Here is a 21,094-nt window from a genome sequence, read left to right as displayed (position 1 = left end):
AGAATCAGGTGGAGGTGCCGGCGTGCAAGAGCGTTACATCCCCAAAAACGTTGAGGGGAAGTGGCAGGAAATCTGGGAAGAGAACAAAACCTTCACGGTCACCGAAGATCCGTCGAAGCCGAAATATTACCTGCTCGAGATGTTTCCCTATCCCTCGGGCCGCATTCACATGGGGCATGTGCGCAACTACTCCATCGGCGACGTGGTGGGCCGGTTCAAGAGGATGCGCGGCTTCAACGTCCTGCACCCCATGGGATGGGATGCCTTCGGCATGCCGGCCGAAAACGCCGCCATCAAGCATGGCAGCCATCCGGCCAAGTGGACCTACGAGAACATCGACTACATGCGGAGCCAGCTCAAGAAGATGGGCCTTTCCTATGACTGGGGCCGCGAACTTGCCACCTGCGATGTCGACTACTACAAGTGGGAACAGAAAATGTTCCTGGAAATGTATGAGAAGGGGCTCGTCTACAAGAAGAGTTCCTTTGTGAACTGGTGCCCCGCCTGCGAGACGGTGCTCGCCAACGAGCAGGTGGAGGACGGCTGCTGCTGGCGTTGCGACAGCGATGTGACCCAGAAAGAGCTCGACCAGTGGTTCTTCCGAATCACCCGCTACGCCGAGGAACTGCTTGAGGATACCTGGAACCTTCCCGGCTGGCCCGAGCGGGTTCTGGTGATGCAGCGGAACTGGATCGGCAAGAGCTTCGGCTGCGAGATCGATTTCCCGGTCGAGGGGAAAGTCGAGAAGGTCAAGGTGTTCACCACCCGTCAGGACACCCTCTACGGCGCCACGTTCATGTCCCTGGCGCCCGAGCACCCGCAGGCCCTGGAGCTGACCACGCCGGAGCGCCGCGCCGAGGTGGAGGCGTTCATCGACAAGGTCAAGAAGACCGACAAGATCAAGCGGACCGCCGAGGATTTTGAGAAGGAAGGGGTCTTCACCGGCGCCTATTGCATCAATCCGGTAACCAATCTGCGGATGCCGGTCTATCTCGCCAACTTCGTCCTGCTCGACTACGGCACCGGCGCGGTCATGGCGGTGCCCACCCATGACCAGCGCGATTTCGAGTTCGCCCGCACGTACGACCTGCCGCTCCAGGTGGTGATCCAGCCCGAGGGCGAAACCCTCGACCCTGCCGCCATGACCGCCGCCTATACCGAGGTGGGGACCATGGTCAACTCCGGCCCCTTCAACGGAATGAAGAGTGATGAGGCCAAGGAGAAGATTGCCGATTACCTGGAGCAGGAAGGGGTCGGCACCAAGACCGTCAACTACCGGCTGCGCGATTGGGGTATCTCCCGCCAGCGCTACTGGGGGAACCCGATTCCCGTCATCAACTGCGATATCTGCGGCGTGGTGCCGGTGCCGGACAAGGATCTGCCGGTGGTTCTCCCCATGGACGCCGAGTTCACGGGCGAGGGGGGCAATCCCCTTGCCAGGGTCGAATCGTTCGTCAACGTCACCTGTCCCCAGTGCGGTGCCGAGGCTCGGCGCGAAACCGACACCATGGACACCTTTGTCCAGTCCTCCTGGTATTTTCTCCGCTACTGCTGCCCCGATTTCGCCTGCGGCCCCATCGACCGGGCCCGGGCCGGGTACTGGATGCCCGTTGACCAGTACATCGGCGGCATCGAGCACGCCGTTCTTCACCTCCTCTACTCGCGCTTTTTCACCAAGGCCCTGCGCGACCTGGGGTACGTGACCGTGGCCGAACCGTTCAAGAACCTCCTCACCCAGGGGATGGTCATCAAGGACGGGGCCAAGATGAGCAAGTCCAAGGGGAACGTGGTAGACCCCGACGCCCTGATCGAGCGCTACGGCGCCGACACGGCCCGGCTGTTCACCCTGTTCGCCGCGCCTCCCGAGAAGGATCTTGACTGGAGCGACCAGGGAGTCGAGGGAAGCTTCCGATTCCTCAATCGCGTCTGGCGCCTGGTCTTCGAGGTTCTGCCCTTCATCGGCTCCGCGGGCAAGCCCGACCCGGCCGCCCTGGGCGATGGAGCGCGCGACCTGCGCCGGACCGTGCACAAGACCATCCGTAAGGTGACCGATGACCTGGACGAGCGGTTCCACTTCAATACGGCCATCTCGGCGGTCATGGAATTGGTGAACGCCATCCAGTCCTTCGAGCCGAAGAACGCTCCTGAAAACGCCCCGGTTCTCCGGGAGGCGGTGGAAAGCGTCGTGCAACTGCTCGCACCCTTTGTTCCTCATGTGGCCGAGGAGCTTTGGGAGTCCCTGGGACACCAGGGAGGCGTGGAGGCGTCCGGCTGGCCTTCCTACGATCCCGAGGCGACTGTTGAGGAGGAACTCCTCATTGTGGTGCAGGTGAACGGCAAACTGCGCGGCAAGGTTACGGTTGCCGTGGATGCCGGCGAGGAGCAGGTAAAGGCCGCGGCCTTTGCCGACGACAAGGTAAAGCCGTGGCTTGACGGGAAGCAGATCCGTAAGGCCATCTATGTCCCCGGCAAGCTTCTCAATATCGTGGTGGGGTGACCGGTGACCCGTTCCCTGATGACACGATTCCTGATCGCAGGGCTCGCGGCCCTTGTGCTAGCCGCAGGGGGCGGGTGCGGCTACCGCGCGGCCAGGATCGGGGGGGAAGGGTCGGCGTTGGCGGACAAGACCGTCCACGTTGACATCTTTACCAACAAGAGCTACCGGCCCAACGTGGAGGCGGTGCTGACGAACTCCCTCATCGACGAGTTCGTGCGCCGCGAGGGGAGCCGCGCCGTGGAGGACAGCGGTGAGTTGACCCTGTCCGGTGCCGTTGTCTCCTACGGTACTGCCGCGGTCTCGTACACCGCCACCGACACGGTGAAGGAGTACCGGGCCACGGTCACGGTGGAAGCTACGCTCCGGCGCACCGACTCGGGGCAGGTTCTCTGGAAGGGGAGCCTTTCCGCTTACCAGGACTTCCCAGCCAATGACGACCTGGTACTTCAGCAGAACAGTGAAGAGCAGGCCATAGCCGTCATCTGCCGCCGCCTGGCGCGCGAACTGACCCTCAGGATGTCCGAGAACTTTTGAACCATGAAATCCGACGAACTGGATAACGCCATTGAAAGGGGGGAGATTGCCCCCCTTTACTATTTTTACGGAGACGAGCCCTATCTGATGGAGCGGGCCGTCAAGCGTCTCACGGAACGGGTCGTGTCGGCGGATTTCCGCGATTTCAACCTGGACGTATTCTACGGCAACGAGAGCAAGGGGGATGATATCGCCACTGCCGCCCAGACCCTGCCCATGTTCGCCGACCGCCGCATGGTGCTCGTCAAGCGGGCCGGCGATCTGTCGGCCGCTGCTCTCGAAACCCTTGCCGCCTGCGTTGCCGATCCCGCTCCCCAGACCTGTCTCCTCTTTGTGGGCGACAAGATCGACAAGCGGAAGAAGTTTTTCCTGGATCTGGCAAAAAAGGGAGAACTGGTCGAGTTCAAGCGTCCCTACGAGAACCAGCTCGGCGTATTCATCCGTGACGAGGCCCGGAGTCTCGGCAAGCGGATCGACGGCGCTGCCGTTGAAATGCTCGTCTATCTCGTGGGGAACAATCTGGGGGAACTGGCGACCCAGCTGGAAAAGGTGGCCACCTTTGTGGGTACGAGGGAGACGCTCACGGTAGAGGATGTGCGGGAAGTGGTATCCGATACCAAGGTGGAAAGCGTTTTCGACCTGGCCAACGCTCTGGGAGAGCGTGATCTGGGCAAGTCTCTGCGGAGCCTGGCCACTATTTTGCGGGACGGCGAGGCCCCACTCATGCTTCTGGCCATGATAGCGCGGCATTTCCGCCAGCTCTGGCGGGTGCGCGAGCTCATGGCCGCCAAGGTCCAGCAACAGGAGGTCGCCCGCAGAACCGGCATCAATCCCTACTTCCTCAAGGGGGTCATGGATCAGGCCCGCAACTTCACCGTGGCAGACCTGCGCCGGGTCTTCGAGGGGCTCTATGCAGCCGATCTCGCCCTCAAGGGAGTCGGTGGCGGCGGAAAACCTTCGCTGGTCATGGAACGGCTGGTGATGGACGTGTGCGGGATGGGACGGCGGAAGAGGTAACGCAACGCTTTACAGCAATAAAAAGGGGGCTCCCGACGGAGCCCCCTTTTTGTGTAACTGTTCTGTAGCGGTACGTCTAGCCGAGGGTGTTGACGAGCTTTGTCAGGCGGGAGACGTTCCGGGAAGCATTGGAGGCATGAATGACCCCTTTGGAGGCCGCCTTGTCGATGACCGGGATGGCGGCCAGCAGGGCTTGCCGGGCCTGGTCCGCATTCTTGGCCTCAACAGCCTCGCGCACGCGCTTTATGAAGGTCCGCAGGGTAGAGCGGATGTGCTTGTTCCTCAGGTACTTCTTCTTGTTCTGCTTGATTCTCTTCAGGGCCGATTTGTGGTGAGCCAAACTGCACCTCCATGTAATTCTATTGAGTATCGTTCGAGGAGTGATTTCTTCGTTTTCGAAAGGTATTTAAATAGCACCGAGCAGACGATACTGTCAAGCCCAAAATACCTTTTCGCCAGTGTCTCGCTCTTCGGCGACGGACAAAAAAGGGCGGACCGTTCGGTCCGCCCGATGACATTCCAGGAAGGAGGCCCCTGAAGGGCACGCCGATCTAGAACTTATAACCGATTCCGACCGACCCGGTGTAGGTGATGCCGTCCTGGTCACCGTAGACATAGGGGGCATCGTCCATGAACTGCTGGAATCCGGCCTGGGCGGTCATGAAAAGATTGGGGGTGAATTGGTACGTTCCCCCGGCGCTCAGGTCGATCTGCCGGTAGCGGAGGTCGGAATACTCCTGGATGCGCGGCAGGTTTTGCAGACCGTAGAAGGCGGAGGTGAGGACCGGGTCCGTGTAGCCGAGTTCCGCGAACGAGGGGAAATAGAGGCCGTTCATGCGGGCTTCGGCGTCGTTGTACATGGCATTGGCGAAGAGCTTGAGCTTCTCGGTTGCGTCATAGTTTGTGGTGAGCGATACCGTGTGGACGTCGGTGTCGTACTGGTATTCGTCACAAGTCGAGCCAAACTGGCCCGATACGATGATGCCCGCTCAGCCGTCGTAAAGCCCCTGGCACATTGAATTCTCGGTCGTCTGCTTGAGATAGGTGTATGCCAGGGTCATGCTCACCTTGTCCGAGGGGGCGTACCAGAGCGATACGCCCGGCACGTAAGTCTCCTGTTTCCAGGTGGTTTTATTCAGGTCGTTGCTTTCATTCTTCACCCGCACGAAGGCCGTGGCGGAGAAGCGCGGCGAGGGGGACCAGGTGGTGGAAAGGCTCCCCTCGTGGACCGTGTCGGGGCGGTTGGTCAGGTCGGCAGTCCTGCGGTCGTAAAACTCAACGCCATAGGTGGGGCCGTTGCCCACCAGGTAGCCGTAGCCGCTGGCCGACTGGGTGAAGGGGACCAGCCCGGCGGTTGGGTTCTGGAAAGGGTTTTCGATGGCCTTGAAGGTGTAGCTTGCCCGGGCCGAAAGGGTATTGGTGGGCCTGGCGTTGAGGGCGGCCTTGACGGTGTGCGTCTTGGTTGTGCCGAAGAAGGAGTCGTCGCGATCCTCGTTTTTGAACTCGTAGGAGAGGCGGAGGGTGGTTCGCTTCGCCAGGCGGTAGACCGAGTCGAGCCCCAGGGTCGCCACGTCGCGCGATGCGCTGGAGTGGCGGTTGATGGTTTGCAGCATCAGGATGTCCGAAGCCGTGGCGCCGGGGAAGCCGAAGATGTCATTGGCGGCATTGCCGTCGTTGTAGGCGATGGGCGTGTAGGTGATGGCCACGTCGTCATCCTGGAGTTTTTCCAGCTTGCCCCGAAGAGTGAGAGTCAGTCGTTTCCAGAGAGTGGTGCTGACCTTGCCGCTCCAGGCGTCATACTCGGATTCGAGGGTCTTCTTGTCCAGGGTGAAGTAGCCGGGATCGTCCGATTTGTCGCTATCCACCGTTGCTTTCACGTAGCTGGCAAAGACCGTGGTGTCCCGGGGAAGATCAACCTTGGCTTTGACAACGTGGCTGTCCTTGTTGGAGTCTGGGGTCACGTCGTAAGGCAGGTAGCCGTCCCGGTAATCGTAGAGCATCCGGTTGTCGAAGGTGGGGGGGGAGTTTGCCCCGGTATAGTAGTTTGCAGGCAGCGCTGCCCCTGGCGAGAGGGCCGGGTCGTAGCGGCGGACCGGATCGGCGCCGTTCTCACGGAACTGGCGGTTCAGATAGGTGTAGTTCATGGTCAGGAGACCGAATTTGCCGGTCACTCCCGCGGTCAGGTCGCGGGTGCTTTCGCTGATCTGCTTGCTTTGGCCGGTAATGTGGCACGAGGTGCACTTGCTCATGCCGATGGATTGCTCCCACCCTTCACGGGTCTCCTCCCGGAAACCGAAGTGAAAGGTGAGATTGGGCAGTTGGGGGATGGTGAAGTCGGAATTGCTCTTCCACTCCCGCCGCACGATGGAAAAGTCCTGGTTCGGAACCATATCCTCGCCGTACAGTGATGCCCGGCCGAGTTGCTGAACGGCATAGGTTGCCGTGTCGGACGGCGCCACGTTGGTTACGAAGCGAGCCCCGTCGGATCTGCGCGTAACGAGGAAGTTGGGCGCGAAGTTCGGTCCGATCGGGTTGGCGGTGTACGCGTAAAGATTTGTGGTGCCGGTAGCGGTGGGCACGCCGAGGATGGCTCCGGTGGTATCGAACGCGCCCGCCACCGGTGCAGCCGGGATCGAGGCATCCAGATACTGGAGTTTGTCATGGTCGAGCCAGTGCTGGAAGGCATCGTAGCTGAAACTGCTCTTGAAGAACCGCTTCACGTCGATCCGCGCACCGTGGGTCTGGTCGCGGGAATCCAGGTAGCGGCTGTTGAGGTCCAGTTCGACTCCTCCCTTGTCGATTTGGATGTCGACCTTGCCGTACGGGTTGATGCCGGGCTCGGTTCTGACGGAGGAATATTCGTTCACCCGGCTGATGTCGTCGGAGACCGCAAGCCCCGCTCCACCCGTTTCCATGGTGGCCGAGAAGGGCTTGTGACCTTCCTCGGCAAGGAGAGCAAGCGGGGCGCAGAGGATCAGTACGGGCAACGGCATGAGCCATTTACCGATATGTCGCATAGAAGCTCCTTTCTCTAGAAGTTGTTAGCGGGTCAATCCCTTGCCGCCGGACGGCCATCCCCTGGTGCCGGTGCTGTTGACCGTGGGTGCGGTCTGGGAGGGAAGGTCGCTGCCGTGCACCTGGGTGTGGCATACGCTGCACTTGGTGCCGAAGGCCATCCGCCATCCTTCAGCGCCGAGATTGTTCGGCATGGTTACGCTGTTGGATGAGCTGATCGTCTGGCCGGCAGGGTAGGTGGTGCCCCCGTCCTTGTTGGCGTCAAGGGCGACATTGCCCGCCGGGATCGTGGCTCCCTCGCGGGTGATGTGGAAGTGGCTCTCGTGGCACTGGAGGCAGAGGAAGGGCTCGCTCTGGCGAAGCAGGTTGTTGGCTACGGTGCCGTGTGCGTCATGACAGATGGTGCAGTCTTCCTGGACCGGCGCATGCTCGAAGACGAAGGGCCCCTGGTAGCGGCTGTGGCAGTTAAGGCAGAGGTCGTTCACCCGCTCCTCGGTCTTCAGGTTCTTCTGGCCGGAACCGTGGGCTTCGTGGCAGCTCGTGCAGGTCATTTTCCCCTCTCGGATGGGATGGTGGGAAGGGAAGTTGGCCTTTGCGCGATACTCCTGATGGCAGGAGTAGCAGAGCTCGGGCTGTGCCATTTTCAGGCTGTGCGGGGCAACGGTCTTGTCCTGGTGGATTTTATGACAGTCGGTGCAGGCCACATCGTTGAGGGCATGTTCGTTGCCTGCCCACTCCATGTGGGTGCCGGCCGAGTGGCATTTGAGGCAGACGGCAGATGCCTGGTCCGACGACAGGCTTGCGAACGAAAGAATCTTGGCGGAATCTCCTTCCGTGGTGTGAAGGCTGGCGGCACCGTGGCATGACTCGCATCCCCTGGTTCCCCCCATCACTTCGAAGTCGGCGATCCGGCCGTGAATACTCCGGACGAAGGGTGCCGCGATCTTGTCATGGCACTGGGCACAGTCTGTGTCGCCGACGTACGAAGCGCCTTCGATGGTCGGCAATGTCAGGACCCGTTCCCTGATCTTCCCGGTGGCGCAGGCACCGACAAGCAGCGAAATCGCGACCATTCCGGCCATTTTTAGCGCTTTCACGCCATACAGCTTGTTTCGCATGGTTGCTCCTTTCGTTGGTGTGTTGTTCTTGGAATTTCTAACTATTCAGAATATCGAATGATAATCGGGTATCTATTTCCTCCTTCCATGGGTTAGTGGTCGTGGCAAGGTTATTGCGTCTTCACGAATGCAAATAGTACTTCTGAAAGCACACATTAGAAACCGCATTTTATTTGTGTTTGTATAAGCAAAACTTATAGGTATGAAAAAACACGCAGTTCTAATGCGGCTTCAGCGGCGGCATCGATAATTTTATTTATGATGGGTCGTTATCTAGAGGATGGTTGGGGAAGTTTCTTTCGGGAAGGTTTGGTATGGAGACGCTGTATCTCAAAACGCTCATCGTGACGGCTGAGAAAGGAAGTTTTTCCAAGGCCGCTGCAGAGCTGTGCATCACCCAATCTGCGGTGTCGCAACGGGTCAAGTTCCTCGAGGAGCGTTACGGCTGCGAGTTGCTGGATCGCTCGGGTCCTGTCATGATGCTCACCGCTGCAGGTGAGGCCGTGGTACGGAAGGCCCAGGCCATCCTCGACATCGAGAAGACACTGCAGGACGAACTCAAGAAATTTACCGGAAGGCAGCGCCTTTCCATCTGCTGTACGCCATCGTTCGGCATCGCCCACATGCCCAAGGTTCTCAACCGGTTCATGCTGCGCAACGCCGATATCGTCGATCTCAAGTTCATGTTCTACAGCCCGGAGCAGGCGGTAAAGGGGCTGGCCGAACGGGAGTTCGATATCGGTATCATAGAGCACTGCGAAGACTTGGACCTGGCCGATTTCCATACTGCGACCCTGCCGCGGGACGAACTGGTCTTCGTGAGCGCGCCGTCTCTCGGCATCCCCACTCCGCTCGTGACGATCGAGCGGCTCTTCGAGGAACGCCTCATCACGCGCAAGGACGGCTGCAGTTCCAAGAAACTGCTCAGGCTCAATCTTGCCTCCATCGGCAAGGACCTGGAGGGGTTCCGGAGCACCGTGGTCTATGACGATCTGCATCTCACGGTCGATACGGTCCTTGACGGGGGAGGGGTGGCGTTCGTTTCCTCCTGTCTGGTGAATAAATATCTGGAAAACGGCCAGCTGAAGCAGCACAGAGTCGAGGGATTCTGCCACAGCCGCCAGCGGACGGTCGCCCTGAGCAGGAGCAAGGTGCAGGATCGGCTGGTCAGCGACTTCCTGGCGTGCCTGGACACGGTGTTTACCGACCAGTGTCACCGAAGTTCCTGCCCCACCTGAAAGAAGTGTGCGTGCATGACGGACCGGAGCCCGTTGCCCCTGCGGCAGCGGGCTTTTTTGTACCCTGACGGCGGGCACAAAAAAAGGAGGTGGACTGGGTCCACCTCCCATTGTATCGGGAACGTTGAAGATTACGTCGCGATTACCACTCTTCCCGCATCTTCTCTGCGATTTTCTCAAAGTAGAGTTCGGGGCTCGTGAGCTTTTTGACCTCGTCGGACGAATAGCCGAGCTCGCGGAAGTTCAGAATGCCGTTGGGAGCATGGCAGTTATAGCAGGTAAGAGCCTTCTCCTTGGGAGCCACCTGGTGGTTGCTGCCGAAGTAGATGGTCTGCCAGCCGGGGACCGGTTCGTAATCCTTGATCCCAAGGATTTTGGCAGCTGATGCCACGCCGGCGAGGGTGTCACCCGTTGCCATGGGCGGAGCGAAGTCCATGGACAGGAGCTGGCCGTCCTTCTTGTTAAAGTACGCCTTGCCCTGGAAGATCTTGAAAGGGTAGATCTTGCTCTTGCCGTCCTTGCGGTCACCCTTGGGCCCGATGAAGTCAGGGCGGTTGGCCACGGTCAGGTTGTACCATGCGTAGACGGGAGCCGTTTCATTTGCTTCTTTTTTGAGCGTGGTCGGCTCGTAGAACTTGTTGGAGAGCTGTTCCCACTTCGTGAAATCCTTGGCAAAGGCGCCGCCGGTCCGGGGGATGTGGCAGGTCTGACAGGCGATGCGCGCCGTATGGCGGTTGTAGTCCTCGTCCTTGTGGGGCTTTGCCGTGTGGCAGTCGGTGCAGGAGAGACGTACGCCGTCATGGGCCCAGTTGTTCGGATCGTAGCCCGTGGGGATCTTGTGGTTCTTCGTCTTGTGGCAGTCGACGCAGACCATCCCCTTGGCCGCATGGACATCGTGCTCCTTGTTGAAGGCGAACCCGCGCTTCACCAGCACGCCGCCCCCTGCAGCCTCGTGGCAGGTCATACAGTTCTTGACCGTCGGGGTGGCAATGGAAAGGGCCGCATCGGTGCTGCGATCCTGGCCGAGCACCACGTTCCCCTTCTCGTCTTTGAAGGGCTTGCGCTTGCTGTGATCATAGGTGGAGGAGTGGCAGACAAGGCAGTCCACTGCGGCTTCCGCTTCGGGCCCGGTGCTCCCCACGTCCTGGATGTGATTCCCGGGATGGCAGGAGTTGCAGCCCGAGTACTTGGTCTTGCCCGTCTCGGGGCTGGGCGGAATCTCCTTCAGATTGTTGACGATGTCGTTCCCGTTGCACATGGTGTAGATACGGTTTTTCATGCCGTATTCCTGCTTCGGGTCAATGTTCTCAACGTTGTCGACCTTCGAGGCGTGCTTCCAGTGCACGGAGTTCAGGAACTCCTTTGCCGCGCCGGGATGGCAGACCTCGCAGGTTGCCGGCCCCTGGTAGCCGTTTTTCTGGATATATTCCTTGCCCGGATGATCCTTGGCCTGTACCAGGGCCGCCACTGCCACGCTCGCCATGAGGGTGGCGATGAACGTCGTATTCTTCATTGGGTACCTCGTGCGTAAGTTGTTCGTTTTATTTGGCTATACATATAGATGATATATCTAAATAAAACGATTAATTAACGGAAGAAAATTGCAGCCGAGGCGCCCGGGCTGCAACGGTTCCGCAGAGGGCTCCAGCGCCCCCGGAGCATCAGCAGCCGGCGGTCTTTCTGAAGAGCTTGGACTCACCCGTTGCATCGTCATACTTCAGGCGAATTTCGTCGCCCTCAACGATCCGCTTGTCCTTGAACTTGTCGAGAGTAAGCTCGTCCTTGACCGTAACGGTTACGGTCTTGTCGCTCTTGGTGTCCTTCAGGGTAACCGTTGCCGCGCTGCCCTTCATCTCAATCTTTTTGATGGTGGCGATCATCTTCACTTCGGCGGCGCTGGCCGTGCCGCTAAAGGTAACGAGGCTCATGGTGAGGAGTGCGAGTGCCATAACGATCGATACTGCTTTTTTCATTGTTCCGTCTCCTTTGTACTGTTGTTGGCGGAGCAGGCCGCCTGTGGCATGGTGCCCCGTAGGGCTGGGGGAGGGGGGCTGGCGCCCTCCCTCCCGGTGTTCATCTGCTGTGGCCTAGAAGTGTACCTCGAAGGTTGCATAGATGTCTTGTGCGTATTTAACTGGAGCCATCAGTTGGAGATCGGAAGCTTTAATGTCTGCAATTTTTTGGGGTGCTCCGACCCAATTGTTACTGCCAGTGTACTCAAAATCATAATACTGATAGCCGAGCTTGAAAAATACTTTGCTCAGATATGAAGAGATGGGCTGCAGCTTCAGTTCTTGAATTATGTAACCCTCGTAGGCGTTGCCTCGGGTTCCCACCTTTGATGTCCACATATCATCGGCAGACGGAGCAAAGGTGATCCAGTTTTTGGAACCATGGTTGTATTCGAAGCCGAGTTTGGTGCCGGTTGACTCGATGTCGTACCTTCCGCCAGCGTATACGGCCCAACCGGTTCGATCCTTGAAGCTGCTTGCATCCTGTTGGCCAAGGAAAGTGCCGTTCATAAGACCGAGATTGCCTGCGGCGACAGATACATTTTTGTTCGGTTGAGCGTCACTTATGGCACCACTTACAAACCAATTGAAATTACCAATGCCGATGTTCTTTACTTTGCCTAGGAAGTTTAGCCCATACCAGTCGATGGCACCTAGGTCAGTACTTGGAGCCGTGTCGCCGAATGCTGAGCTAGTCATCTTCGGAAAGTCGAAAATGTTGAAGCCTCTGTTGTACTGGAAAAATATACTGAGTGCATCTGTGTCATAAGGTATAATCTGCACGCCGAGCATGTCGGTGTCATGGAGACTATTGTTGACGTTTTTCCCAGTGAATCCGTTTTCGAAACCTCTACCATAGCAGATCTTAGCATATGCTCCTGGTAGCGCCTCAAGGTCAGGCGCCCATCCTACAGTCATGCCGTCAAAGGCATAATCAACTAGAAGCGCAGGAGTTCCACTGCTGTCAGGTTTTTCCCTGTTCTCCTTAAGGTGAGTTGGTACTCCGCCAGTTGAGGGCCTACGACCAACTGAGAACCAAATTGGCTCGTCACCGATGTTGCTCCATGTCGCGTAGGCGCGGTCAACGGCGAGTCGACCGTCAGAAGGTATGTGGCCAAGTGTTCCATCGAATACGCCGGTTCGATCTGCAAAGTAACCCGGGGTTACGGCATCATCATCTTGAGCGCCTGCGGTTTTGTACATGAGAAGGCGTGCAGTGACAGAAACATCTTTGGTGGCTTTGGCTTTAAGATTAAGCCCGAAGCGGTGGGTCATAAGAGAGTCGTTTTTGGGTTTGTATCCTTGACCAGCCTGCTGTGATGCGGCAAAAGCTGTCGCCTGTGCGACGTTGGGGGTATCTCCTGCCAGTAGCCTTGCCATGTATGTTTGTCCGAACACAGGACCGCTGGCGTGATCTACAATTTTGCCCTTGAGAGAGTCGACCCTGAACCGGTAATCCCCGCTGATGGTCAGCCAGCGACCCAGGGACTTCTGCTCAACCTTATCGACCTTCTTGTCGGTGTCCTGCATCTGCTGCTTCAGGGCCTCAAGTTCTTTCTCGAGGCTTTCCATCTTCTTCTGCAGGTCGGTATCGGCCGCCATAACCGAGAACGGTTGGCTGAGACCGAGCAGAAGGGCAGCTGCCAGAACCTTTTTGGACATACGCTTCATGTGCTCTCCTTTCCCATAAAACAATAAAAGTGAACTACCGTGCCGCGAACCGCTTTGATACTTCGGCGGGGGGATGCGTTTGAGTCCGCCGTATTGATGCTGTGTCTTCACCTCCTTCGTGTCGGGAGCGGTGGCCTGACATAAAATTTTGTTAATTTTAAAGCGACCCCCGTGTTTTGCCAATCGCATTCACATAATCGTGATACTTAAACATTCCAGCTATGCAATATAAAGACCAATTAAGATATAAAATGCAAATATCTGTATTTCTGTATGTTGGTTGCAAAACCTGTGTTTCGGTTCCGTCACATGGCGAAATCGCCTCGGTCAATTGGCAGAATCACGTAACGCGGCCATGACGGATGCCCGGTGGCGATAGCGGTTGACGTCCGAGCCCCCGATTGCTTACTATAGGCGGGAGTTACCTGGAAAGAGGCACTACGTGACGGAAAACAAGTATCTGTATGTAGAAACATTCGGATGTCAGATGAATGTCAACGACTCCGAAAAGATCGCGACGCTCCTGAAAGATGAGGGGTATCTCCCCACCGACGATCCGGAACGGGCCGACTTGGTCATTCTCAACACGTGCAGCGTGAGGGCCAAGGCCGAGCAGAAAGTATACGGGCACCTTGGCCGGTTCAAGGGCGTCCGGAGCAGGAAGAAGGGATTCCTGCTCGGCGTGGGGGGGTGTGTGGCACAGCAGGAGGGAGAGCGCCTGCTGCAGAAGGTTCCCTGGCTCGATCTGGTCTTCGGCACCCACAATCTCCACCTGCTGCCGGAGATTGTGCGGGCGGCCGAGCGGGGCGAGCGCCGGGCCGAGGTGGGGTTCATCGACAACGAAACCCGGCTCGACCTGTTCCCCGAGACAGGTGGAGAGGGTGGTGTCACCCGCTTTGTGACGGTGATGCAGGGTTGTGACAATTTTTGTTCCTACTGCATTGTCCCCTATGTGAGGGGGCGCGAGATAAGTCGCCGTTCATCCGACATAATTGACGAGGTGCGAAAGTCCGTTGCGGAGGGTGTCAAGGAAGTGACTCTTCTGGGGCAGAATGTCAACTCTTATGGTCTCAAGACCGAGGGAGAGTTGTCGTTCGCCGGACTCATCCGTCGCATTGCCGAGGTGGAGGGGCTTGAACGGATACGTTTCACCACGTCACACCCGAAGGATATCTCGCCCGAGCTCATCGCCTGCTTCGCCGAGGTACCCAAGCTGTGCGGCCACATTCATCTGCCGGCCCAGTCGGGGAGCGATGCGGTCCTTGCGCGCATGAACCGGGGATACACCCGGGCCGGGTACCTCGAAAAGGTGGAGGCCCTCAGGGCAGCCCGGCCGGGTATCCAGTTCACGGGAGACATGATCGTGGGCTTCCCGGGTGAGACGGAAGAGGACTTCCAGGCAACCATCTCGCTCATGGAGGAAGTGCGCTACGCCGATCTCTTTTCCTTCATCTACTCGCCGCGCCCTGAAACGGCCGCGGCCGGTATCCGGGATACGGTGAGCCGGAAGGAGAAGCAGTCGCGCCTCGACCGGCTCCAGACACTCCAGCAGCAGATGAAGCGCGAGCGCAACATCAGCTTTGTCGGCACCCGCCAGCTTGTCCTGGTGGAGGGGGTGAGCAAGCGAGGCGATCAGCTCTACGGTCGCATCGACGGCAACCGGATCGTCAACTTCGCGGCCGACCAGTCGCTCATCGGAACCATGGCAGAGGTAACCATCACCCAGGACTATCAGAATTCGCTGCTGGGCGAAATCGTCACCGATAAAGGGGACGCACGGTAATGCACATCGTTATGACCATCCACGGCTTTGCCCTTGACTCCATCGCCCAGATGCCGGTGGTGCTCCTGAAGGATGAACGCGGCGAAGTAACGCTGCCCATCTGGATCAACGGCACCGACACCCTCTATATCGTGGCGGAGCTGATCAGGCGGGACGCCTCTTCCTCGGGGGAGCGCAAGGACCTGCTCACGGCATTGCTCGGCCATCTGGGGGCCGAGGTGCTCGATATTTCCATTGACGGCGGCAAGGACGGCAAGTTCATCTGCTCCGTCCGGCTCATGGTGGGGGAAGAGGAGTTGCGCCTGCCGGTCCGCATTTCGGAAGCCATCGTCCTCGCCCTCAAAAATGCCCTGCCGGTCATGGTTCCCCGCCATCTGGTGGAGGAGGCGACCGCCCCGGCCGGCACCATGGGCGACCACTTCACGGAGGCCGACGAGCGTCGTTTCGTCGATTTTCTCGAAGGCCTCGATCCCGCCGATCTCGGCAAGTATCCCATGTGACATCAGGGCAGCGGCCGGCAGGCCGTGGCCCGTGCCCCTGACCCGCTATCGTGGAGGATTCTTTCATGCGTCCGGAATCTCTGGAATTTTTCAAAAAACTTGTGGAGGCCCCCAGCCCTTCCGGCTACGAGCAGCCGGCCCAACGGGTGTTTCGCGACTACATAGCCCCCTTCGCGGAGGTGAAGACCGATGTCATGGGCAACGTGATCGGTCTCATTCGCGGCGGGGGGGAGAACCTGCCGCGGGTGATGGTGGTCGGCCACTCGGATGAGATAGGCTTTCAGGTCAAGTACATCGACGACAACGGCTTCATCTATTTTGCGCCGATCGGCGGGGTGGACGCCCACCTGACGCCGGGGAAGCGGGTTCGCATCCACACGGCCAAGGGCGAGGTGGCAGGCGTCATCGGCAAGAAGCCGATCCATTTGATGGACGAGGAAGACCGGCGGAAGGTGGTTCGCCTCGACGCCCAGTACATCGACATAGGCGCTACCGACAAGAAGGAGGCCCTGGAGTACGTGCGTGTGGGTGACCCGGTCACCTTTGCCGCCGGCTTCGAACGCCTGCTGGGCGATCGGGTTGCCTGCCGGGCGTTCGACGACAAGGCCGGCAGCTTCGTGGTGGCCGAGGTGCTCCGGGCCGTGGCCGAATCGGGGGTGAAACTGCCGGTTGATCTGTACGGCGTCTCCTCGGTACAGGAAGAGATCGGGCTGCGCGGCGGCGCAACCAGCGCCTACAGCGTCAATCCCCACGTGGGTATCTGCGTCGAGGTGGACTTCGCCACTGATCAGCCCGACGTGGAGAAGAAGCACAACGGCGAGGTCAAGCTCGGCAAGGGGCCGATCCTGCCCCGTGGGGCCAATATCAATCCGCCTCTCTTTGATCTGCTTTCCTCAACGGCGGAGCGTGAGGAGATCGCTGTCCAGTATACGGGTATCCCCCGGGCTTCCGGTACCGATGCCAACGTCATGCAGATCTCCCGCGGCGGCGTCGCCACCGCCCTGGTCAAGCTGCCGCTCCGCTACATGCATACGCCGGTGGAGGTGATTTCCCTCTCCGATCTTGATCAGGCGGTCAGGCTGATCGTGGCGGCCTTGCCGGGGATGGCGGGCGACTTCACTCCCCGCTGACCGCGCACCATAGACCGGGGCCGGGGAACGTATACTCTCCGGCCCCGGTTTTTCCCCTTGACTCATCCTTGTCCCTCCACTATTCTTTTCGGTTAATACTTTGAGACCCACCACTAAAAGGAGTCCGCGATGTTAGATGAATTGATTCCGGAAGGTCTGACTTTCGACGACGTTCTGCTCGTTCCCGCCCACTCTCAGGTCCTTCCCCGCGATGTCTCCCTCAACACCCGTCTGACCAGGAACATTACCCTCAACATTCCCCTCGTCTCGGCAGCCATGGACACGGTCACCGAGGCACGGACCGCCATCTGCATGGCTCGCGAGGGGGGACTCGGCATTATTCACAAGAACCTCACCATCGAAGAGCAGGCCATGGAGGTGGACAAGGTCAAAAAGAGCGAGTCCGGCATGATCGTGGACCCCATCACTATGCGGCCCAACCAGAAAATCCACGAGGCCCTGGCCATCATGGAGAAATACCGGATTTCCGGCGTACCCGTCACCAACTCCAAGGGGAAACTGGTCGGCATCCTCACCAACCGCGACCTCCGTTTCGAAACCAACCTGGACCTTCCCATTTCCGCCCGCATGACCAAGCGCCGGCTCGTGACCGTAGCGGTCGGCACTACCCTTGAAGAAGCCAAGGAACACCTCAAGCATACCCGGGTCGAGAAACTGCTGGTGGTGGATGAGGAGAAGAACCTGAAGGGGCTCATCACCATCAAGGATATCGAGAAGGTCAGAAAATACCCCAATGCCTGCAAGGATGCCCTGGGTCGCCTGCGGGTCGGCGCCGCCGTCGGCCCCTCCGGCGACATGGAGGCCCGGGTGGACGCCCTGGTCAAGGCCGGGGTCGACGTTATCGTGGTGGACACGGCCCATGGTCACTCCCAGGGGGTCCTCGATGCCATCCGGACCGTCAAGGCGAACTTTCCCGGGGTCGAGCTCATCGCCGGCAACATTGCCACTGCCGAGGCCGCCGAGGCACTCATCAAGGCCGGTGTCGACGCCATCAAGGTGGGCATCGGACCGGGTTCCATCTGCACCACCCGCGTGGTTGCCGGCGTCGGCGTGCCCCAGATAAGCGCCATCGCCCAGTGCGCCAAGGTTGCCCGCAAGTATGACGTCCCCCTCATCGCGGATGGCGGCGTCAAGTACTCCGGTGACGTGACCAAGGCAGTGGCCGCCGGTGCCGATGTCATCATGATCGGCTCTCTCTTTGCCGGCACCGAGGAGTCGCCCGGCGACACCATCCTCTATCAGGGCCGGGCCTACAAGAGCTACCGCGGCATGGGCTCCATCGGCGCCATGAAGCAGGGGAGCAAGGACCGCTACTTCCAGAGCGATGTGGAAAGCGAAGTGAAGCTCGTTCCCGAGGGGATCGAGGGGATGGTGCCGCTGCGTGGACCGCTCTCCGCCAACGTCCATCAGCTCATGGGCGGACTGCGGGCCGGCATGGGCTACACCGGCTGCCGCACCGTGCGGGAGCTCCAGGAAAAGGGGCACTTCGTCCGGATCACCGGCGCGGGCCTCAAGGAATCCCACGTCCATGACGTCATGATCACCAAGGAAGCCCCGAACTACCGGGTCGAGAACGTTCGATGAGCACCGACATCCATACTGAAAAAATCCTGATCCTGGACTTCGGCTCCCAGTACACCCAGCTTATTGCCCGGCGGGTGCGCGAGGCTCACGTCTACTGCGAGCTTCACCCCTTTGACATGGGGCTGGAAGCCATCCGCGCCTTCGCTCCCAAGGGAATCATCCTCTCGGGGGGGCCCAAGTCGGTCTACGAAGAAGGGGCGCCGGCTGTGGAAGAGGCGTTGTTTGATCTGGGGGTGCCGGTGCTCGGCATCTGCTACGGCATGCAGCTCATGAGCCGCCACTTCGGCGGCGAGGTAGTACCCGCGGGCAAGCGCGAGTTCGGCCACGCCGACCTCTTGGCCGCGGGAACTCCCGGTCCTCTCTTCGAAGGGTTCTTCGTGGAAGGGAAAAGCCCGGTCTGGATGAGCCACGGCGACCATGTCTCCCGGATGCCCCAAGGGTTCCAGGTGGTGGCGGAGACGGCCAACGCGCCGGTCTGCGCCATCCAGGACACGGCGCGCAACCTTTACGGCGTCCAGTTCCACCCGGAGGTAAATCACACGCCCCGGGGCGAGATCCTCATCGATACCTTTGTCCGCAAGATCTGCGGCTGCACCGGCCAGTGGACCCCCGGACACATCATCGAGGACGCCGTGAACCGTATCCGGGCCCAGGTGGGCCGGGAGCGGGTCATCCTCGGGCTTTCGGGCGGCGTCGATTCGTCGGTGGCGGCGGCCCTTATCCATCGGGCCATCGGCGACCAGCTCACCTGCGTCTTCGTGGACAACGGCCTGCTGCGCCTCGCCGAGGGTGACCAGGTGATGGCCACCTTTGCCGAGAACCTGGGCGTCAAGGTGATCCGGGTCGATGCCGAGCAGCGGTTCCTGACCGCCCTGGCCGATGAGGCAGACCCGGAGAAAAAGCGCAAGATCATCGGCAATCTCTTCGTGGAGATCTTCGAAGAGGAGTCGAGCCGCATCGAGGGTGCCACCTGGCTGGCCCAGGGGACCATCTATCCGGATGTCATCGAGAGCGCCGGGGCCAAAACCGGCAAGGCCCACAACATCAAGAGCCATCACAACGTGGGCGGGCTTCCCGAGTACATGAAGCTCAAGCTCCTCGAACCCCTGCGGGAGCTGTTCAAGGACGAGGTGCGGGCCATCGGTGAGGAACTTGGACTGCCCCGCCAGATGGTCTGGCGCCATCCCTTCCCGGGGCCGGGGCTGGGGGTCAGGATTCTGGGCGAGGTGAAGAAAGAGTACGCCGATATCCTGCGCCGGGCCGACGCCATCTATATCGAGGAGCTCTACGCCGCCGGCCACTATGACAAGATCAGTCAGGCCTTTGCCGTCTTCCTCCCCGTCAAGAGCGTGGGGGTCATGGGGGATGGCCGGACCTACGAGTACGTGATCGCTCTGCGGGCCGTGGAGACCAAGGACTTCATGACCGCGGGCTGGTATCCTTTGCCCTACGAGGACATGGCCCGCATCTCGGGCCGGATCATCAACGAGGTCAAGGGGGTCAATCGGGTCGTGTACGACATCTCCAGCAAGCCTCCCGCCACCATCGAGTGGGAATAGACACACCGCAAAGGGCGCCGGCAACGGCGCCCTTTTCATATGCAACCCCTTCTTTCCCGCTCGGCCCCCGTGAAAAAAACGGAGTAATCTGGTATCCTTTCAGTAGGAGTACCAATAGTCACTCCAAGGAAAGGGGGCTTGAATATGAATCTCATCGACTGCGCTCTCAGGATGGAAGAAGAGGCAGCCGCCCATTACAGCCAACTGGCGGCTGCTGCGCCGGTGGAAGAGTTGAGGAGTATCTTCGGGCTGCTGGCCGCGGCTGAAAAGGAGCACCACGACAAACTCGTCGCCATGCTTGGCGATGCCGATGCCGCCGCGACCGCATTCACTGCTCTGGATGATGCCTCGTGCGTGTTCAAGCCGCTGCTCGGCAAACGTGATCTGGTGGCGGAACTGCGGCGCGACCCGGACGGTTACCGGCATGTGGTGAAAGAGGAAGAAGAAAGCATCAAGTTTTACGAGGATCTGGCTGCCAAGGCGGAGCGGGAGGACACGCGCGCCATTCTGCTCAAGCTCGCCGATGAGGAGCGGAGGCACCTGAGCATTGTTGAAAATATCTACTCGTTCATTGAGGAGCCCAAGACCTATCTGGCCTGGGGCGAATTCAGCAACCTCAAGGAGTACTGACGGAGAGTGCGCGTGGCGTTACAAAGCCCGTCCGGCTGCGGACGGGCTTTTCTGTTGCGGTGGGGCACGGAAACCAATTATAGTCAGATGTTGAGCTGATATCACATGACGGAGCCCGGCCGTGCCCCCTTCAATTGATCTTATCATCTTCGACCTTGATGGAACCCTTATCGATTCTCTCGACGATCTCACCGATGCCGTGAACCATATGCTCTCCGCGCTGGGGCGGGAGCGTCTCACCCGCGATGCCGTTCGCACCATGGTGGGGCAGGGGGCGCGGCGGCTGGTGGAGCGCGCCATGCCCGGCGGCGCCGCGGCAGAGATCGAGCGCGGGCTGGAGCTGTTTCTCGACTACAACCGGGAACACATCGCGGTGCGTACGGCCTTCTACCCGGGTGCTCTGGAGGCGCTGGCCCGGTTTCGCGGACAGGGAAAGCGGATGGCGGTCATCTCCAACAAGAACGTCGATCTCTGTCGCAGCGTGCTCGTTGCCCTGGGGGCCGAGCAGTGGTTCGAGGAGATCATGGGGGCGGACTCGCTTCCCGCGCGCAAGCCGTCACCGGAGCCTGTACTGAAGCTGTTGGCGGACTTTGGCGTGCCGCGGGAACGGGCCGTCATCATCGGCGACAGTATCAATGACGTGGCCGCCGGCAAAGGGGCGGGCGTTACCACCGTGGGGTGTACCTGGGGATATGGTGAACGGAGCGAAATTGCCGACGCCGACTATCTGGTCGACACCTATGGTGCCCTGGTGACTCTGCCGCTCTTTGTCTGAGCGTAGGAGT

Annotated in this window: 17 protein-coding genes; 11 read left to right on the top strand and 6 right to left on the bottom strand. The window is 59.6% G+C overall.

The window, feature by feature from the left end; all coding sequences use genetic code 11:
- Positions 1 to 22 precede the first annotated feature (22 nt).
- From leuS to holA, 3 genes are read left to right on the top strand one after another with little or no spacing between them, the layout of a single operon-like run.
- Positions 23 to 2,497: a leucine--tRNA ligase gene (leuS, locus tag GS_RS11095; RefSeq protein WP_010942849.1), complete on the top strand. Its 2,475-nt coding sequence runs from the start codon at positions 23 to 25 to the stop codon at positions 2,495 to 2,497.
- Positions 2,498 to 2,515: 18 nt separating this feature from the next.
- Positions 2,516 to 3,031, top strand: coding sequence for an LptE family protein (locus tag GS_RS11090; RefSeq protein ID WP_235044878.1), 516 nt, complete (start codon positions 2,516 to 2,518; stop codon positions 3,029 to 3,031).
- 3 nt (positions 3,032 to 3,034) lie between these two features.
- The gene (holA, locus tag GS_RS11085; RefSeq protein ID WP_010942847.1) at positions 3,035 to 4,048 is read left to right on the top strand and encodes a DNA polymerase III subunit delta; all 1,014 of its coding nucleotides are present in this window, start codon (positions 3,035 to 3,037) and stop codon (positions 4,046 to 4,048) included.
- Between the two features lie 76 nt (positions 4,049 to 4,124).
- On the opposite strand, the gene rpsT is transcribed toward holA, so the two are convergent.
- From rpsT to GS_RS11065, 3 genes are all read right to left on the bottom strand, one after another.
- On the bottom strand, positions 4,125 to 4,388 hold the full coding sequence (gene rpsT / locus GS_RS11080) for a 30S ribosomal protein S20 (protein ID WP_010942846.1): 264 nt from the start codon (positions 4,386 to 4,388) through the stop codon (positions 4,125 to 4,127).
- Between the two features lie 211 nt (positions 4,389 to 4,599).
- Positions 4,600 to 7,065, bottom strand: a complete 2,466-nt coding sequence (locus GS_RS11070) for a GSU2204 family CXXCH-containing (seleno)protein (protein ID WP_254884769.1) — start codon at positions 7,063 to 7,065, stop codon at positions 4,600 to 4,602.
- Positions 7,066 to 7,089: 24 nt separating this feature from the next.
- On the bottom strand, positions 7,090 to 8,181 hold the full coding sequence (locus GS_RS11065) for a GSU2203 family decaheme c-type cytochrome (protein ID WP_010942843.1): 1,092 nt from the start codon (positions 8,179 to 8,181) through the stop codon (positions 7,090 to 7,092).
- A gap of 314 nt (positions 8,182 to 8,495) precedes the next feature.
- Between GS_RS11065 and GS_RS11060 the strand changes: the two genes are divergently transcribed.
- On the top strand, positions 8,496 to 9,419 hold the full coding sequence (locus GS_RS11060; RefSeq protein ID WP_010942842.1) for a LysR family transcriptional regulator: 924 nt from the start codon (positions 8,496 to 8,498) through the stop codon (positions 9,417 to 9,419).
- Positions 9,420 to 9,561: 142 nt separating this feature from the next.
- Here the strand turns inward: GS_RS11060 and GS_RS11055 are convergent, their stop codons facing one another.
- From GS_RS11055 to GS_RS11045, 3 genes are all read right to left on the bottom strand, one after another.
- A complete protein-coding gene (locus GS_RS11055) occupies positions 9,562 to 10,932 on the bottom strand; it encodes a cytochrome c (RefSeq protein ID WP_010942841.1) in 1,371 nt (456 codons plus the stop codon).
- A 148-nt stretch (positions 10,933 to 11,080) separates the two neighbouring features.
- Positions 11,081 to 11,392 (bottom strand): hypothetical protein, encoded by a 312-nt coding sequence (locus GS_RS11050; protein ID WP_010942840.1) that lies wholly within the window; start codon positions 11,390 to 11,392, stop codon positions 11,081 to 11,083.
- 114 nt (positions 11,393 to 11,506) lie between these two features.
- The gene (locus GS_RS11045) at positions 11,507 to 13,102 is read right to left on the bottom strand and encodes a DUF3373 domain-containing protein (RefSeq protein WP_010942839.1); all 1,596 of its coding nucleotides are present in this window, start codon (positions 13,100 to 13,102) and stop codon (positions 11,507 to 11,509) included.
- A 442-nt stretch (positions 13,103 to 13,544) separates the two neighbouring features.
- Here GS_RS11045 and miaB point away from each other — a divergent pair, with 442 nt between their 5' ends.
- The 7 genes from miaB to GS_RS11010 all read left to right on the top strand — a co-directional run bounded on the left by miaB (position 13,545) and on the right by GS_RS11010 (position 21,084).
- The gene (gene miaB / locus GS_RS11040; protein WP_010942838.1) at positions 13,545 to 14,885 is read left to right on the top strand and encodes a tRNA (N6-isopentenyl adenosine(37)-C2)-methylthiotransferase MiaB; all 1,341 of its coding nucleotides are present in this window, start codon (positions 13,545 to 13,547) and stop codon (positions 14,883 to 14,885) included.
- On the top strand, positions 14,885 to 15,385 hold the full coding sequence (locus GS_RS11035; RefSeq protein WP_010942837.1) for a bifunctional nuclease family protein: 501 nt from the start codon (positions 14,885 to 14,887) through the stop codon (positions 15,383 to 15,385). Before miaB ends, GS_RS11035 begins: the two co-directional genes overlap by 1 nt.
- 65 nt (positions 15,386 to 15,450) lie before the next feature.
- Positions 15,451 to 16,515, top strand: coding sequence for a M42 family metallopeptidase (locus GS_RS11030; protein WP_010942836.1), 1,065 nt, complete (start codon positions 15,451 to 15,453; stop codon positions 16,513 to 16,515).
- 129 nt (positions 16,516 to 16,644) lie between these two features.
- The gene (gene guaB / locus GS_RS11025) at positions 16,645 to 18,120 is read left to right on the top strand and encodes an IMP dehydrogenase (protein ID WP_010942835.1); all 1,476 of its coding nucleotides are present in this window, start codon (positions 16,645 to 16,647) and stop codon (positions 18,118 to 18,120) included.
- Positions 18,117 to 19,679, top strand: a complete 1,563-nt coding sequence (gene guaA / locus GS_RS11020; RefSeq protein ID WP_010942834.1) for a glutamine-hydrolyzing GMP synthase — start codon at positions 18,117 to 18,119, stop codon at positions 19,677 to 19,679. Before guaB ends, guaA begins: the two co-directional genes overlap by 4 nt.
- Before the next feature lie 144 nt (positions 19,680 to 19,823).
- Positions 19,824 to 20,309, top strand: coding sequence for a ferritin-like domain-containing protein (locus GS_RS11015; protein ID WP_010942833.1), 486 nt, complete (start codon positions 19,824 to 19,826; stop codon positions 20,307 to 20,309).
- A gap of 121 nt (positions 20,310 to 20,430) precedes the next feature.
- On the top strand, positions 20,431 to 21,084 hold the full coding sequence (locus tag GS_RS11010; protein WP_010942832.1) for an HAD family hydrolase: 654 nt from the start codon (positions 20,431 to 20,433) through the stop codon (positions 21,082 to 21,084).
- The last annotated feature ends 10 nt before the right edge of the window (positions 21,085 to 21,094 follow it).

It is taken from the genome of Geobacter sulfurreducens PCA (assembly GCF_000007985.2).
GTDB classification, from domain to species: Bacteria; Desulfobacterota; Desulfuromonadia; order Geobacterales; family Geobacteraceae; genus Geobacter; species Geobacter sulfurreducens.
The sequence above is the reverse complement of the archived record's forward strand: the minus strand, read 5'-3'. Positions and strand labels throughout refer to the sequence as shown.

Excerpts from the sequence above, each read along its gene's own strand:
- guaA (WP_010942834.1), top strand. The coding sequence starts at position 18,117 with ATGAGCACCGACATCCATACTGAAAAAATCCTGATCCTGGACTTCGGC.
- GS_RS11050 (WP_010942840.1), bottom strand. The coding sequence starts at position 11,392 with ATGAAAAAAGCAGTATCGATCGTTATGGCACTCGCACTCCTCACCATG.
- GS_RS11035 (WP_010942837.1), top strand. The coding sequence starts at position 14,885 with ATGCACATCGTTATGACCATCCACGGCTTTGCCCTTGACTCCATCGCC.
- GS_RS11030 (WP_010942836.1), top strand. The coding sequence starts at position 15,451 with ATGCGTCCGGAATCTCTGGAATTTTTCAAAAAACTTGTGGAGGCCCCC.
- GS_RS11015 (WP_010942833.1), top strand. The coding sequence starts at position 19,824 with ATGAATCTCATCGACTGCGCTCTCAGGATGGAAGAAGAGGCAGCCGCC.
- GS_RS11045 (WP_010942839.1), bottom strand. The coding sequence starts at position 13,102 with ATGAAGCGTATGTCCAAAAAGGTTCTGGCAGCTGCCCTTCTGCTCGGT.
- GS_RS11055 (WP_010942841.1), bottom strand. The coding sequence starts at position 10,932 with ATGAAGAATACGACGTTCATCGCCACCCTCATGGCGAGCGTGGCAGTG.
- holA (WP_010942847.1), top strand. The coding sequence starts at position 3,035 with ATGAAATCCGACGAACTGGATAACGCCATTGAAAGGGGGGAGATTGCC.
- GS_RS11065 (WP_010942843.1), bottom strand. The coding sequence starts at position 8,181 with ATGCGAAACAAGCTGTATGGCGTGAAAGCGCTAAAAATGGCCGGAATG.
- GS_RS11090 (WP_235044878.1), top strand. The coding sequence starts at position 2,516 with ATGACACGATTCCTGATCGCAGGGCTCGCGGCCCTTGTGCTAGCCGCA.
- guaB (WP_010942835.1), top strand. The coding sequence starts at position 16,645 with ATGTTAGATGAATTGATTCCGGAAGGTCTGACTTTCGACGACGTTCTG.
- GS_RS11060 (WP_010942842.1), top strand. The coding sequence starts at position 8,496 with ATGGAGACGCTGTATCTCAAAACGCTCATCGTGACGGCTGAGAAAGGA.